Annotated in this window: 10 protein-coding genes; 8 read left to right on the plus strand and 2 right to left on the minus strand. The window is 66.9% G+C overall.

Annotated features, from left to right (window positions below; all coding sequences use genetic code 11):
* The first annotated feature begins 443 nt into the window (after positions 1-443).
* Entirely contained in the window at positions 444-1,250 is an 807-nt protein-coding gene (locus FJV41_RS28020; RefSeq protein WP_141645635.1) for a tetratricopeptide repeat protein, read from the plus strand.
* Positions 1,251-1,268: 18 nt separating this feature from the next.
* Here FJV41_RS28020 and FJV41_RS53175 read toward each other — a convergent pair whose 3' ends face one another.
* Entirely contained in the window at positions 1,269-1,649 is a 381-nt protein-coding gene (locus FJV41_RS53175; RefSeq protein ID WP_217439495.1) for a hypothetical protein, read from the minus strand.
* Positions 1,646-2,638, minus strand: a complete 993-nt coding sequence (locus tag FJV41_RS28030) for a hypothetical protein (protein ID WP_141645636.1) — start codon at positions 2,636-2,638, stop codon at positions 1,646-1,648. The genes FJV41_RS53175 and FJV41_RS28030 overlap by 4 nt, the downstream gene beginning before the upstream one ends.
* A 251-nt stretch (positions 2,639-2,889) precedes the next feature.
* Here FJV41_RS28030 and FJV41_RS28035 point away from each other — a divergent pair, with 251 nt between their 5' ends.
* The 7 genes from FJV41_RS28035 (at position 2,890) to hxsB (ending at position 13,665) form a co-directional block, all read left to right on the plus strand.
* Complete coding sequence (locus FJV41_RS28035) at positions 2,890-5,499, plus strand: tellurite resistance TerB family protein (RefSeq protein WP_141645637.1); 2,610 nt, start codon at positions 2,890-2,892, stop codon at positions 5,497-5,499.
* Positions 5,496-6,836 carry an ATP-binding protein gene (locus FJV41_RS28040; RefSeq protein WP_141645638.1) on the plus strand — a complete coding sequence of 447 codons (1,341 nt, stop codon included), beginning with the start codon at positions 5,496-5,498 and terminating at the stop codon, positions 6,834-6,836. The genes FJV41_RS28035 and FJV41_RS28040 overlap by 4 nt, the downstream gene beginning before the upstream one ends.
* A 58-nt stretch (positions 6,837-6,894) precedes the next feature.
* On the plus strand, positions 6,895-9,045 hold the full coding sequence (locus tag FJV41_RS28045; RefSeq protein WP_220137894.1) for a DEAD/DEAH box helicase: 2,151 nt from the start codon (positions 6,895-6,897) through the stop codon (positions 9,043-9,045).
* A gap of 493 nt (positions 9,046-9,538) precedes the next feature.
* Positions 9,539-11,311 carry a hypothetical protein gene (locus tag FJV41_RS28050; protein ID WP_141645639.1) on the plus strand — a complete coding sequence of 591 codons (1,773 nt, stop codon included), beginning with the start codon at positions 9,539-9,541 and terminating at the stop codon, positions 11,309-11,311.
* Positions 11,308-11,835: a hypothetical protein gene (locus FJV41_RS53180; RefSeq protein WP_217439491.1), complete on the plus strand. Its 528-nt coding sequence runs from the start codon at positions 11,308-11,310 to the stop codon at positions 11,833-11,835. Before FJV41_RS28050 ends, FJV41_RS53180 begins: the two co-directional genes overlap by 4 nt.
* Positions 11,836-11,857: 22 nt before the next feature.
* The gene (hxsD, locus tag FJV41_RS28060; RefSeq protein ID WP_246137458.1) at positions 11,858-12,208 is read left to right on the plus strand and encodes a His-Xaa-Ser system protein HxsD; all 351 of its coding nucleotides are present in this window, start codon (positions 11,858-11,860) and stop codon (positions 12,206-12,208) included.
* A gap of 14 nt (positions 12,209-12,222) precedes the next feature.
* On the plus strand, positions 12,223-13,665 hold the full coding sequence (gene hxsB, locus FJV41_RS28065; RefSeq protein WP_141645641.1) for a His-Xaa-Ser system radical SAM maturase HxsB: 1,443 nt from the start codon (positions 12,223-12,225) through the stop codon (positions 13,663-13,665).

Genomic DNA, 13,665 nt, shown 5'->3' on the forward strand with positions numbered 1-13,665 from the left:
TCCTTGGCGTGTGCGGTCCATCGTCCCCCCGTGCTCCGCATGCGCGTCAACGCTCGTGGGCCTGGGGCACGCCCCGCCCCACCCACTCACCTCCTCGTCAACATGCGAACGCTCCAGGCGGCCGAGAACCCGGGGAACCCAAGCCCCAGCCCCGAAGCACGAGGGACAGGCAGCCTGGCGCCTCGACGCTCGGGTGTCAGCGCGAGGCTTCTCCGTGGATTCGTCAGGTCCGGTTCTTGGCGAATGAGCGACTCAAGCCCCCAGACAGTCACCAGGGGACTCGGTTGCGAGCCGCTGACACCAAGAGCGGATGGAATTCCAGCGCGCTGTCAGGCTACGAGGCGGCTTCGACCTTCGCCTTGTGAGCCCACGTGACTCCGCTTCCCCTTCCCAAAGAGCGCCATCTGCGGCCCTTCTCCTTCTTCTCGGCGCAACGGGGCGGAATGTGGCTGTTTCTCGTCGTCGCCTTCGTCATCTCCTACAACGCCACCTCCCGCACCAGTTCGCTGCGCGAGTACCTGACGCCTCCGGTGCTCGCCGGCGGCTGTGTCGCGCTGTTCCTCGCGCTGTTCGCCTTCTTCTTCTGGCGCATCCGCAGGTGGGGCGCGACCTATCACCAGGGAGTCTCGTTCTCGAGCGCGGGTGACGAACGAGAAGCAGCCCGCTGCTACGAGGAGGCCGCACGCCAAAGCACCCAGGGCACCCAGCGGGCCGTCTCCGTCACCATGGCCGGACAGTCTCTGTTGACGCTGGGGGAGGCAGCACGCGCGCTCGAACTCTTCGGCTCCGCGGAGCACTCCAGCTCGTTGCGAAGGTTCGTTCCAGCCGCGCACCAATGGCTGCCCAATCTGATTGCCCACGCCTACTTCCTCCAGGGCGAGCTGTCCCCGGCACGTGAATGGCTGGAGGAAGGGCGCAAGCGGGCTGGGAAGCTGCCCCCCTCCTACGCGTTGCTGCCCGAGGTCTCCCTGCTCTGCCGCGACGGACAGCACAACGCCGCGTTGGCGCTCCTCGCGGCCCGAGCGAACGAGGCGGACGCCCTGGCGGGACGTGATACCCGCCGACTCAAGCTCCTCAAGGCCTTCGCCCTGGACGCCGTGGACCCGATAACTCATGCGCTGGACATCGACGCCACACTGGCCGCCGCACGGCTCGGGCGCCCCGATGACTTCGAAGCCCTGTCCTCGCGGTGGCCGGAGCTGCGCGCCTTCATGGAGCGCAGGGGCCTGACGACTCCCGTCGCCGCGTAGACGGCGAAGCGGAGCCCCCTAGAACTTCCACTCCGTCCCCTGTTTCCCGAGCACGGCGCGGGTCGCCGCCACATCCTGTAGCGCCTTGAAGGGCGAGGCATCGGCCAGCTTCACGACGGAGTCCAGGACCACAGCCGCCATCTGCACATTGTCGCTGGCGATGGCTCCGTCCAGGCGCTCGAAGAGTTGTCGAAAATTCTCCCGACGCTCGTCGAAGCTGCGGTCCAGGTAGTCCAGGAGCACGTCACGCATGGCATGGATGTGCTCGACATCCACTCGGGATTCTTCACGCAGCCGAGTCTGTTCCGTGCGCTCTTTCTGGATGTCGCGCACGCACTCGGCCACCACCTTGATGCCGGTCAGCACGTCCTTCAGGGGCAGGTTCATCTTCATGCTCATGTCGTCTCCCGTTGAAGAAGGCCGCGAGACTGCTCTAGCAGGGCCTCCAACTGGGTGTTGAGGTCTCCGCCCTCGGTGAAGAGCGGCACCCGCATCAGCTCGCTCTCCGCCTTCGCCAGTTGCATGGCCGTGGCGAACCGAGCCAGATGCCCATCGTTCTCGGTGTCGAAACACTTCGCCAACTCCCAGAGGGCGTCGATGGCCCGACCTGTTCGCTGGTCGAGAGCGCCAAGAACACCGCCCAATTCGTCCACGCGCACTCCCGCCCGCGCCAGCAGAGCGATGGCCGCATCGATGCGCGCGACCTGTTCATTGACGTCCTCCGCATAGGCCAGAGCCTTCGTTCTGGCTTTCTCTCCCTGACGGGCCATGACGAAACCAACAACGGCCATCGCGGGAGCCACCGCGATGCCTCCGAGGATTGCGGTGCCTCCAGCCACACCCCAGCCGCCTGCGGCAAGCGAGCCCCCTCCAAGCCAGGCCAGCAGGGCGCTGTTCGCCGCGGCGCCCGTCAGCCCCGACAACGCGGCCCCCGTTCCAGCCGTGGCGAAGCTGGTGACCAGCCCCGTGGTCAGCGCGCTCGCTCCCGCGCCTGTCACGGCCGCCGCGACCGAGCCCGACAGCGTGCCGCCGGCTTCGAGATATTGCACGGCGAACTCGCGGACGGATTCCCGACTCACTCCCACTCGCCCCAGGTGCTCCAAGGCCTCGATGCGGGCCTTTTGATTCATCTGTTCGAGGAAGTCGAAGAGACGACGGAAGGTCGTGGCGACAACGCCATCTCGCTGAGAGGCCAGGGCATCCAACTGACGTTGGAGCGCGCCGCGCGCTCCCTCCAGCCGTTGAACCGCCCCTTCATGGCGCGCCTGAGCCTCCTCGCCAATATCCTTGGCGTCCTTCATGCGATCGATGCCGTCGTAGCTTTTCTTGGCGCCATAGCCAAAGAGACCTGCGAGCAGGAGCGCGGCGGGAATGAGCGGAAGCGGCATCGCATACCTCCAGAGTGCGTGAGCAGGGACCATCAAACGAAGTCTGTCAATCAAGGGGCGGCCGACTTCAGGCGCACACTTGCCCGACCCACGATGGGTCACGAACGCCCCGATGGGAATACCTCTCCGGGGTGATGAGCCATTGAGCCTTTCCCCTCACGCTCGCGCCTGCATCCCATTACCCTGACCAGGGCTGGTACCATCAGACGTGTGCGGTAGCCGTCCTTCGGCGCCCGGCGGGGAGCGACACAATGGCCGTATGGATGCGGGCGCTGCCGCCCCTGGTGGCCGCCGCTCAGTCAGACGGGGCCAGGGGAACGCTGTGCTTCATGGTCGTCCTGGGTCTGGGGGCCTGGGGCGGCATTGTCTGGCTCAACAAGCTCAACAAGCGCTGGAAGGCCGCGCAACTGTCAGGCGCCATCGTCGCTCCTGCTCCCGCTCCTTCTCCCGCCTCTCACTCCGCCCCACCTGCCGCCACCATCGCGCTGCGCTTCGAAACCGTGAGCGCGCCCAGAGTCTCCCCAGGGCTCATGGTCCGTATCCCGGATGAGCCGATGCTGGTGGCACCACGTCCCGCGCCTCCGCCACCCGCGACGCCCCCGCCCTCGGCATTCACGATGACGGCCTCCGCTCCGGTCGCGAAGCCCGTCGAGCCCGCACCGGCCGCGCCCATGCGGTCCGTGACTCCAGTGCCCAAGGCAGGCGCCACTCCCCCCGTGGCGCCTGTCGCGACGCAGGCGACCCCCGGTCCCACGCTGTGGCCACCCACTCCGCTCAAGACCGGTTGGATTCCACCAAGAGAGGTCATCGAGGTCGCTGGTTACAAGCTGAAGGACGGCATGGTGTACGTGGGCTCGCGGCTGCGCGCCGTGAATGCGCCCGGCACCGAGCCCGCGCTCATCAACCCGAGTCTCGAAGTGGCCTCACGGCCCAACCGCGATGGACAGGGTATGACGTACTGGCCCTCCTACTCGGACATTTCTCCCGCTTCCCGCGCGGGCTATCTGGAGTGGCTCGCGAGTGGTCGCCGCAATGCCCATGCCTATATCGGCTATGTCTTCCTGTTCTTCTACGGGCTGGAGCGGCGAGTGCTCATCGAGCTGGGCACGGACGCAGCGGCGCTCGCCGAGGCCCGCCTCATCGAAGAAGAGGTCCAGGCCCTGCTCAAGATCCACGAGGAGAACAACTCCTTCCGTACCTACGCGTCGGCCTTTCTCGACGTCCTGCGCGTGCGCCGCGCTGGCGAAGATGGACTGCTGAAGGAGACGCCCCAGTTCACGCTGCGCCATGCCGGCGCGGCCTCGTTCGATGTGCGCATGGCCGTGGGCACCGCCGCGTCCAAGGGGCTGCCGCTCCCTGCGGACTGGGCCCTCGCCTGGGCCGTGGAGACCAGTGACACCAAACTGCGAACCCCCGCCACACGCTGCCCCGAGGAGTTCCAGGCCCTCTTCCGCGCGCGCTACCAGCGAGACCATGGCACGGGCATCGTCCCTCGCGCCAAGAAGTCGAGGGTGGGGGCCCGCTACGAACCCGCGAGCGCCTCCTTCGCGGGCATGGTGCGGCTGGCGTCGGCCTCCGTCACCGAGGCCTCCGAGACGTCGCTCAAGCCCGTGCGCGCGCTCGTCGAGGACTGCTGCGAGTCGCTCGAGTCCTACAGCCGCTGGGTGGGGAAGAACCCCGACGCGCGCAACAGCATGAGCGCCCTGGCGCTGCTCCCCGACGAGCTGACGTCTACGATGCAGGGAGGCTCGGACGTGCAGGCGCTCCGCGCGCTGTTGCAGCAATCGCTCGGGAGCAACACCTCCGCGCCCGTGGCCGCCGCCGACCTCCTCAAGCACTGGCCCACCGCGACCTCTGGGAAGCTCTCCAAGTCCGAGGCCGTGGGGTTGGCCCAGGCCCTGGAGAAGCTGGGCTACGGCATGGAGCCCGACCCTCGCATGGGCGGCGCCGTGCTTGCCCCCGACGAGTCCGCCCACGTCTTCACACTGCATCCTGAGTCACCGAGCGCGCCTTCCGGCGACTACCTGTCCGCGCTCGCGATGCTCCACCTCGCCGCCGCCGTGGCGACCGCGGATGGAACCGTGTCGACGGACGAGACCACGCGCATGGAGGCCATGGTAGAGGCGGCCCAGGGACTGCTCGCCTCCGAGAAGACCCGACTCAAGGCGCATGTCGCCTGGCTGCTCGCGAGGCCCGCCTCCAACGCGGGCCACAAAAAGCGCGTGGAGGCACTGGCTCCCGAGGCCCGCACCTCGCTGGGCAATCTCTTGATTGAGGTCGCCGTGGCGGACGGCAACGTGTCACCCCAGGAGCTCAAGACGCTGTCGAAGCTCTACGCGATGCTGGGACTCGACGAGGCCAGCGTCTACTCCCGCGTCCACGCCGCCACGGCAATGCGGCCCACGGCGGCGACGGAGCCCGTCTCAATGCGGCTCGCCGGAGCACCCGAGCAGGGCTTCACCATCCCCGGGCCTCCTCCCGAGAAAGGCGAACGGCTGGCGCTCGACATGCGCAGCGTGCAGGCGAAGCTCGCGGAAACCGCCGCGGTCTCCAGCCTCCTGGGCAGCATCTTCGCCGAGGAGGAAACACCGCCACCCGCCGTCCCATCGACCCCCGCCCCGGTGGAACCTGGCGTCGCGGGCCTGGACTCCCTCCACACCTCCCTGCTGCGCTCCCTCGTCGCGAAGACGGAGTGGCCTCGCTCCGAAGTGGAGAAGCTCGCCGGCGGGCTCGGACTGCTCACGGACGGCGCGCTGGATGTCATCAACGACGCGGCCTTCGAGGTGTGCGGCGAACCCGTCCTCGAAGGCGACGAAACCCTTCAGCTCAATGAGCAGGCAGCACGGGAGATGATGTCATGACGGACGCGACGCTCCAGGGACGCATCAGGCCGAAGGATCGGGATGCCATCGTCCAGTCGCTGCGCGCGGGCGTCGTGCCTCGCGTGGGACAGCAACACATCCAGGTAGGCCGAGTCGAAGAAGTCCGAGCACTGGTCCGCGACGTGGAGCGCATCGCCGAGGGCGGAAGCGCCATCCGCTTCGTCATCGGCGAGTACGGCTCCGGCAAGACGTTCTTCCTCAACCTCATCCGCTCCATCGCGCTGGAGAAGCGCCTCGTCACACTGCACGCGGACCTCAACCCCGACCGGCGGTTGCACGCGACGGATGGGAAGGCTCGCAGCCTGTACGCGGAGCTGATGCGCAACATGGCCACCCGGGCCAAGCCCGAGGGGGGAGCGCTCGCCAGCGTTGTGGAGCGCTTCGTCTCCGGCGCCCTCACGGACGCGAAGAGCCGGAACCTGAACCCCGAGGCTGTCATCAGGGAGAAGCTCGCGGCGCTCTCGGAGCTGGTGGGCGGCTACGACTTCGCGGAGGTCATCGCGGCCTACTGGCGCGGCCATGACAGCGGGAACGAGGTGCTCAAGGCCGACGCCGTGAAGTGGCTGCGCGGCGAGTTCTCCACCCGCACCGATGCACGCAAGTCGCTGGGGGTCCGCACCATCATCGACGACGCGGATGTCTACGACCAGTTGAAGCTGTTGGCGCGCTTCGTCCGACTGTCCGGCTACGACGGCCTGATGGTGTGCCTGGATGAGCTGGTCAATCTCTACAAGATGGCCAACACCAAGGCCCGCGCCTCCAACTACGAGCAGATCCTCCGCATCCTCAATGATTGTCTCCAGGGCACCGCCGAGGGCCTGGGCTTCATCCTGGGAGGAACGCCCGAGTTCCTCATGGACACCCGCAAGGGCCTCTACAGCTACGAGGCCCTCCAGTCGCGGCTGGCCCAGAACACCTTCGCCGTGGGCAACCTCGTCGACTACAGCTCTCCCGTGCTCAGGCTGGCCAACCTCACCCCCGAGGACCTCTACGTCCTGCTCACCAAGCTTCGGCACGTCTACTCCACGGGCGATACGTCCACGCAGCGCCTGCCCGATGAGGGGCTCCACAGCTTCATGACCCACTGCTCCGAGCGCATCGGCGAGGCGTACTTCCGCACGCCCCGGAGCACCGTGACAGCCTTCATCAACCTCCTGGCCGTCCTCGAACAGAATCCGACCGCGGACTGGAAGGAGCTGCTCGGAGGCGTGCAACTCGCCGTGGACGTCAACCCCGACCTCGCTCCCCTGACCGAGGCGGAGGCAGGAAGCCTGACGGCCGGAGCAGATGATGAGCTCGCATCCTTCAAGCTCTGACCCGAGCGGCTCCGCGTCAGGCTCCTTTCACCGGTTGCACCCCAAGGTGCAGCGCTGGGTGTGGACCCAAGGGTGGAAGGAGCTGCGCGGCATCCAGGAGGTCGCGATTGCGCCCATCATCGAGGGGACGCAAGACGTCATCCTCTCGGCGTCGACGGCCAGTGGAAAGACGGAGGCCGCCTTCCTGCCCATCTGCAGCCGGCTGGCGGAGGACTCCGGCGGCAGCGTACGCGCCATCTACATCGGCCCGCTCAAGGCGCTCATCAACGACCAGTTCGAGCGACTCGACGGACTCTGCGACGGGTTGGGGATTGCCGTGCATCGCTGGCACGGGGACGTGTCTCAGGGCCACAAGGCGCGGCTGCTCAAGTCCCCGGCGGGCATCCTCCTCATCACCCCCGAGTCGCTCGAAGCGCTCTTCATCCGCCAGGGCTCCGCCCTCGCCAGCCTGTTCTCCTCGTTGGAGCACATCGTCATCGACGAGCTGCATGCCTTCATCGGCACCGAGCGGGGATGCCAGCTCCAGTCGCTCCTGCACCGTGTCGAGCTGACCCTGCGCCGCAACGTGCCTCGCGTGGGCCTCAGCGCCACGCTGGGCGACATGACCCTGGCCGCGGAGTTCCTCCGCCCTGGCGCCGGGGAGAAGGTCCGCCTGTGCAACTCCGACTCCGGCGGCGGAGAGCTGCTCCTCCAGCTCAGGGGCTATCGCAAGCGAACTCCGGATGCCAGGCGGCTGGCCCCTGGAGAGGACGAGGAGTCCTCCGACGGGCTGCCCGAGGATGAGCACGACGTGGGAGCGCACCTCTTCAAGACGCTGAGAGGGACGCACAATCTCGTGTTCGCCAACAGCCGGGCGAACGTCGAGCTCTACGCGGACCTCCTGCGCCGCATGTGCGAACAGGCGCAATTGCCCAACGAGTTCTTCCCCCATCACGGCAACCTCTCCAAGGAACTGCGCGAGGAAGCGGAGGCCGCGCTCAAGGCGAGGCAGCGGCCCGTCAACCTCGTATGCACTACCACACTAGAGATGGGCATCGACGTGGGCGCCGTGCAGAGCATCGCGCAGGTGGGCGTACCTCCCTCGGTGGCCAGCCTTCGTCAGCGCCTGGGACGCAGCGGACGTAAGGGTGGACCCGCCGTGCTCCGGTTGTATCTCCAGGAGGCGGAGCTGACGAAGACGAGTCCCCTGCCGGACCAACTCCGCATGCGCCTGGTTCAATCGGTCGCCATGCTCGAGCTGCTGCTGACGAACTGGTTCGAGCCTCCCGCCTCGGGCGCCTTCCACTTCTCCACGCTGGTCCAGCAGCTGCTCTCTCTCATCGCCCAGCATGGCGGCGTCAAGGCGGGCGAGGCCTTCTCCGCGTTGTGCCAGGCGGGTCCTTTCGCGCGGGTGTCACGCGAGGACTTCGTGCACTTCCTGCGGGGATTGGGACAGCGTGAGCTGCTCTCACAGTCCTCGGATGGGACGCTGCTTCTGGGCCGGGTGGGCGAGCGGATCGTCAACCAGTACAGCTTCTATGCGGCCTTCGCCTCGGTAGAGGAGTTCCGGCTGGTGGCCTCGGGTCGCACGCTGGGCACGATGCCCATCGACCAGCCGCTCTTCGTCGGCACGTACCTCATCTTCGGCGGACGACGGTGGCGCGTGCTCGCCGTGCAGGGCGACGAAAAGGTCGTGGAGTTGGAGCCCGCTCCCGCTGGGCGCGTTCCCATGTTCGAGTCCACTGGTGTCGGCGGCGTGCATGACCGCGTCCGGGAACAGATGCGGGCCGTCTATGCCGGTGACGGCATTCCCCGCTACCTGGATGCGCGTGCGCAAGAGCTGCTGGCGGAGGCTCGGGCGACCTTCCAGCGATGGGGGCTCTCCGAGCGGTCCATCATCACCTCCGGCCGGGAGGTCCATGTCTTCCCGTGGGCCGGTGACGCGGTGGTACACACGCTGGCGCTGTCGCTCCAGGCGAGTGGACTGTCGGTGGAGACGCTCGGTGCGGTCTTGAGTGTGGAGGGAATGCAGTCGGACGTGGAAGGCGCCCTGCGTGGACTCGTGGCAGAGGGGCCTCCTCGGGCCGAAGCCCTCACGACCCACGTGGCCAACATGGCGCTCGAGAAGCATGACGGCTTCGTGCCGGAAGACCTGCTGGCGCGTGACTACGCGGCTCGGTACCTGGATGTCCAGGGTGCGTGGCGCGCGGCGCAGCGGGTGTTGCAATGAAGCCCTTCATGGAGAGGCCTTGTCACCCATGAGTCGTCCTTCCCACGAATCTCAGGCTGCCGACCCGGCTCTCCCTGTGGACGCCGCTGCCATCCAGCACGCCGCCACCCAGGCCTTCGCCACCTGGACGCGAAGCCTGCCCGTGGCGCCCTCCAATCCCACGGACTTCATCCGCTCCGTGGAGCCGAAGGTGCGGAGGGCCTGCCGGCTCTACACAACCATCACCGAGCGGAAGGTCGTGTGGAAAGACGGCCCCACTCGGGGCTCACCGCCTGTCACGGGTTTGAGGCGAAAGGCCGACAGCGTCGACCCCTGGTTGGAGACTCGGGAGAGCCTCCACGAGAGCAGCCTCTCCATCCTTCCCTGTTCAGCGTGCGGGGGCCCAGGCTCGATTCCCTGCTCCAGATGTGGCGGGAGTGGGGACGTCCGTTGCTCGAACTGTAACGGCACACGGAAGGCCTACGGCTACGCTTCGAATGGCTCGCGCCGACTCATGAACTGCAGGTCATGTGATGCGCGGGGCACCGTCTCCTGTAGCGGCTGCAATTCGGGGCGGGTGTCCTGCTCGCCGTGCCTGGGGCATGGTCGTGAGCAGCGCTGGCTCGAGTTCGTCGAGTCGGTCCGCTTCGACCTCCTGGTGATGACGGAGGACGAGACACTGCGTGGCTTGCCGTGGACAACGGTGGGAATGGAGAAAGACGCGAAGCTCCTGGGAGAAATCAGCGCGAACGGTGCGCTGTCACAGGATAAGGTCGCGCCTCATCTCCCCGAGGATTGGCTCCAGGAGCACTGGGGGAAGACCCGAATCGCGCTCAAACTCCAGGAGCGCATCACCAGCCAGCTCTTCCAGGTCTTCGAAGCGCCCGCCGCGCGGGTCTCCTACTCCATCGCGGATGCGCTCCCCACGACGGTTCAGTTCGAGGGGCAGCGGATGCTGGCACCACCCGTCTCCGCGGACCGACAGTTCGCGGCGCGGGCCCGGAAGGTCTTCGCGGCACGGCTGGTCCTCCTCGCGCTGGCGGTGGGGGTTCCGTTCCTCTACCTCATTCGAGGCTCCTACTTCTGGAACGGCTGGCTGGTAGCGCTGTGTGTCTCGCTCGGTGGGTTCGCGATTGTGGCCGAGCACCTGGTCCGGGACTGGACCCTGGGCAGGAAGCGGAAGACTCGCCGCCGGAGCATCGGCCTGGCTGTGTACGCGCTCGCGGCCGGTTTCGTGGCGCAGGCTTCGGAGCCAAGACTCGCTGATGCCCTGCGCCATATCTGGGCGGGACGCCTCGACGCCGCGAACAAGGAACTGCTCGCGCTGGGCAAACCCGAGGACCCCGCTCTTCAGCCAATCTGGTCCGAACTCCATCTCGCCCATGCGCTCCGCGCGGAGACCGTGAAAGAGGTCGTCGAGGATGCCGTTTTGTTGAAGTCAGGCTCTCCGCAGCGGGCGAAGGTCAACCAGCGCCTCCTTGAGCTCACTCGGCGGCAGGTCCTCCAATCCCTCGCACGCAAGGAGCCGGCCTCCGCCCTGGAGGTGCTCTCCATCGCCAGGCCCGCGCTCGAACAGGATTTCTCGAAGGACGTCGGCGTGCTGACCGCGAACATCCTCGAAACGGAGTACGAGGCCTGTTCGACGGAGGCTTGCCGGTGGAAGACCCTAGGCGCCGCGCTTCGCGCCGAGTCCACACCAGGCCGGGAGCAACGCCTCGGACAGGTGCGCGCGACACTCGTGGAGCAGTTGTCGCCAAAGCCGCGTCCCAAGGTGATGACCTTGGAGTGGCTCCTGCATCTCGACAAGACTCGCGCGCTTACCACCGAACTGGGTGAGACTCCGTCCGATGCGGATCTAGGGGAGCGCGCACGACAAGCCGCTACATGGACCCGGGAGGAACGGGAGCGGATTCCCCTCATCGGCGCCGAGCGCGCCGTGGCCATCTCTCTGCTTCAACTGACGACCGGTAGCGACACAAGCCTCCTGACGAAGACGACGGACTCCGTCGCCCTCTACTGCGCGCTGAAGGATGGACGCTGCGCCGGTGCGTACCTGGTGGGCGCGGACAAGAGTTCACGCGTGCTCAACAACTTGAAGCACACGGCGACCACGAAGGAGCTGCTCTCACGTGTCATGGGGCATCCTGTCGAGCTGCCCACGCCACCGCAGCTCCGAGGAGGCAAATCACCCACCCAGACCACCTGGAAGGACGGAGGGGTGACCATCGTGGCGCGGTGGAGCAGTACCTACTTGATGGAGCTGCGCATCGGAGAGGTGAAGCCATGAATCCGAAACCTCCACGGCTGCTCTCCGTCAGCGCGGCACTCATGGGACTGCTCGGCGGCGCGGCACCCTCGGGTCTGCTCGTTCCAGGTATCGAGGTCCAGGTCGCCCAGCCCACCTGGCGACGACGCGATGAAGAGGAAGCGCGTGACGAACTGCTCCTCGTCGTCCCACCCACCAGCGGGCAGATTCTCCTCGCGGGGCATCGCTCGCACCGCTCCCACTCCTCACATCGAAGCCACTACTCCGGGAGCCGAAGCCGGAGCTACGGCGGTGGCTACTCCGCTCCCGCCGCAGAGCCAGAGCCGCCGCCTCCACCGCCCAAGCCCGCGATGGTGTCCTTCGTTGTCTTTCCCGGGGGACGCATCTTCGTCGACGACAAGCCCGCGGGGCAGGACGTGACGTCTCTCATGCGACTGGCGGCGGGCAAACACGTGGTCCGCATCGAGAACCGCTTCCTTGGCACCACCACCGTCGAGGTGGACCTGGTCGCGGGGCAGATGGGCGATGTCACGATTGAGTGGTAGCGATGGGATTGGGAGCAGACACGTGACAACGAAGGAACCCGAAGCCCCGCCACCATTCATCTTCCGCGACGGTGCCATCCAGACCGTCCTCGACCTTCGGGTCTACCGGCTCACGGCGATACAGAAGTCCGCCTATCGCTTCGCGGAGCGATGCACCGCCGTGCTCGGCTCACCCGAGGCAGACAGGCTTCCCGTCCGCTTCGTCTTCGGACCGACCATCATCGAGCAGGATGCGCTGGAGACCGCGCGGCTGTTCTTCCAGGAGCTGCTGGACCAGGAGCTGCGCGAGCAGGTGGGCGACGAGACGCGCGCCCTCCGCGCGCTGATTATCGCCCAGGCCTTCTCGCGCACCGACCTGATTCGCCAGGATTGAGGGCTTCGCACCCCATGTTCCATGACCGCTCCAGGTACCAGTCCTCTCGGGGATACCAACTGGCGCCCTTCCGATTCAGCCCACTGGACGGCTCGCGCTACATCGCCACGAACGACGTGGGCGAATACGTGGTGCTGCCCCGCGAGGAGCTGGTCGAGTTCATCAGCCATGCGCTGCCACCGGACCGGGAGGCCTACAAGTCGCTCAAGTCCAGGCACTTCATGTTCGACGAGTACTCGCGCGTTGCGCTCGAGCTGCTCGCGCTGAAGTATCGGACCCGCGCGGAGCAGCTCGCGTCCTTCACCGGGCTGCACATCTTCGTCGTCACCCTGCGCTGCGACCACTCCTGCCCCTATTGTCAGGTGTCGCGGCAGGCCGAGGGACGCCTCGACTTCGACATGTCGCAAGAGCACGCCGACCAAGCGCTCAACTTCATGTTTCGCAGTCCGTCCCCAGCCCTCAAGATCGAGTTCCAGGGCGGCGAGCCGCTGCTCCACTTCGAGCGCATCCGCTACATCGTCGAGCGCGCCAAGGCTCTGAATCAGGTGCATGGCAGGGACCTCCAGTTCGTCATCGCGAGCAACCTCTCGCGGCTCACGGATGAGGTGCTGGCCTTCTGCCGGGAGCATGGTGTGCTGCTCTCCACGTCCCTGGATGGGCCCGAGGCCCTGCACAACGCCCAGCGACCGGTGCGTGGCGGGGACAGCCATCAACGGACCATCGATGCGATTCGACGGGCGAGGCAGACGCTCGGGCCAGACGCGGTCTCCGCCCTGATGACGACGACCCAGGCGAGCCTGGAGCGCGTCGAGGACATCATCGACGAGTACGTGCGCCAGGGCTTCCACGGCATCTTCCTGAGGAACGTCAGCCCGTATGGGTTCGCCGTCCGCCAACGCGCCTCGCGCCAGTACGGCGTCGAGGCCTGGGTCGAGTTCTACAAGCGAGGGCTCGCGCACATCCTTCGCATCAACGAGCAGGGGTACCCGCTCCAGGAGGAGTTCACCGCCATCCTGCTGCAGAAGCTCTTCTCACCGAGGGGCTCGACGTATGTCGACCTCCAGTCGCCCTCGGGCATCGGAATCGGGGCGCTCGTCTACAACTACGACGGCGCGGTGTATGCCTCCGACGAGGGGCGGATGCTCGCGGAGATGGGCGACTTCTCCTTCCGGCTCGGGCACCTCTCCCGCGACTCCTACGAGTCCATCATGACGTCTGAGACGCTCCTGACCCACTTGAGCGACACGATGCCGGAGGGCGCCCCCATGTGCGGTGACTGCGCGTTCCTCCCTTACTGTGGCGCGGACCCGGTCTTCCACCAGGCGACGCTGGGAGATGCCGTCGGCCATAAGGCGTTCAGCGCCTTCTGTAAGAAGCAGATGGGCGTGCTGCGTCACCTCATTGGGCTGCTCGAGGATGATTCCCGCGCCCGGGACATCCTCCTGGGGTGGCGCTGA

Source organism: Myxococcus llanfairpwllgwyngyllgogerychwyrndrobwllllantysiliogogogochensis (assembly GCF_006636215.1).
GTDB classification, from domain to species: domain Bacteria; phylum Myxococcota; class Myxococcia; order Myxococcales; family Myxococcaceae; genus Myxococcus; species Myxococcus llanfairpwllgwyngyllgogerychwyrndrobwllllantysiliogogogochensis.

Bases quoted from the DNA above. Each gene is read 5' to 3' on its own strand.
- FJV41_RS53180 (WP_217439491.1), top strand. From the start codon at position 11,308: ATGAATCCGAAACCTCCACGGCTGCTCTCCGTCAGCGCGGCACTCATG.
- FJV41_RS28030 (WP_141645636.1), bottom strand. From the start codon at position 2,638: ATGCCGCTTCCGCTCATTCCCGCCGCGCTCCTGCTCGCAGGTCTCTTT.
- hxsB (WP_141645641.1), top strand. From the start codon at position 12,223: ATGTTCCATGACCGCTCCAGGTACCAGTCCTCTCGGGGATACCAACTG.
- FJV41_RS28020 (WP_141645635.1), top strand. From the start codon at position 444: ATGTGGCTGTTTCTCGTCGTCGCCTTCGTCATCTCCTACAACGCCACC.
- FJV41_RS28050 (WP_141645639.1), top strand. From the start codon at position 9,539: ATGAACTGCAGGTCATGTGATGCGCGGGGCACCGTCTCCTGTAGCGGC.
- FJV41_RS28040 (WP_141645638.1), top strand. From the start codon at position 5,496: ATGACGGACGCGACGCTCCAGGGACGCATCAGGCCGAAGGATCGGGAT.
- FJV41_RS28035 (WP_141645637.1), top strand. From the start codon at position 2,890: ATGGCCGTATGGATGCGGGCGCTGCCGCCCCTGGTGGCCGCCGCTCAG.
- FJV41_RS53175 (WP_217439495.1), bottom strand. From the start codon at position 1,649: ATGAGCATGAAGATGAACCTGCCCCTGAAGGACGTGCTGACCGGCATC.